At 54.3% G+C, this 900-nt stretch carries 2 protein-coding genes; both read right to left on the reverse strand.

Features of this window, described 5'->3' with window-relative positions; genetic code table 11:
* Positions 1 to 633: hypothetical protein (locus NZ653_10100; protein ID MCS7287468.1), on the reverse strand; the 633-nt coding region annotated here is incomplete at its 3' end.
* A gap of 21 nt (positions 634 to 654) precedes the next feature.
* The coding region (locus tag NZ653_10105; GenBank protein ID MCS7287469.1) for a hydrogenase iron-sulfur subunit at positions 655 to 900 on the reverse strand (246 nt) is incomplete at its 5' end.

The raw sequence follows: 900 nt of genomic DNA on the forward strand, positions 1-900 counted from the left end.
AGTGGGTTCTCCTTTCCCCTCCAGTCCCAGTTGGCCCAGAAGTCCTTCATCACCTTCCAGAACTATCGCTTCAAGCGGGTCCATTCCCAGAAGCCTGACGGCAAGCTCCGGGGTGTAGCCACCATCCATTACGGGGATGAAATGGACGCAAATTTCGCATGCCTGGCGGAGGCGAAGGCCATCGCCGGGGAGGATTTCGCCGTCTTTTAACTTAAGCAAAAGGGCCTCCTCGGCGGCTTCCTTTTCCCCAAAAGCACTGTAATCCTTAAGCTCGTAAGTGCCAGGGCAATCCATACCTACAATAAGAACGCTCTGGGGGTCTATCTGGTGGAATTTAACCAGCTCCACAAAAGCCCTCTGCTCACAGGGGCGCAGAAGCGCCCCTATCTTTCCACCTCCACCCCTTTTGGCAACTGTGGAAAGAGCTCTGGCGAGGTTTATATACATAACGGGCGCGAAGGGGCGGGCTTTATCCAGGATAGCCTCCTCCCTGACCAGAGCATAGTTCACGCTGTTTCCGGAACTGGAAATGGGGAGCAGCCACGCTTTTACCATCCCCTGCCTCAGCAGAGTTTTCAGAAGTCCGATTAGAGCCTCAGCTGGCTTACCACTGGTAGGTATGATGGCCTTCACTGTTTTTTCCCTCAGACAGGGTTAAGGGATCGGACTTTTCAAAGGGCTTGGGCCTCTGGCTTTGAGGTAATCCACCATTTCCTTAACTGTATCGGCGAACCTTTGGCCCTCGCTGGCGCTTATCCACCGGAGCCAGATCCTGTCTTCCTCCAGGCCTAGGTCTCTGAGGATTTCTTTCAAAAGGGCAATGCGACGGCGGGCTTTGTAATTGCCGTTCAGGTAGTGGCAATCGCCTGGATGGCACCCAGCGATAAGGATACCATCGGC

The organism is Anaerolineae bacterium (assembly GCA_025062375.1).
In the GTDB taxonomy this organism is placed as follows: Bacteria; Chloroflexota; Anaerolineae; order SpSt-600; family SpSt-600; genus SpSt-600.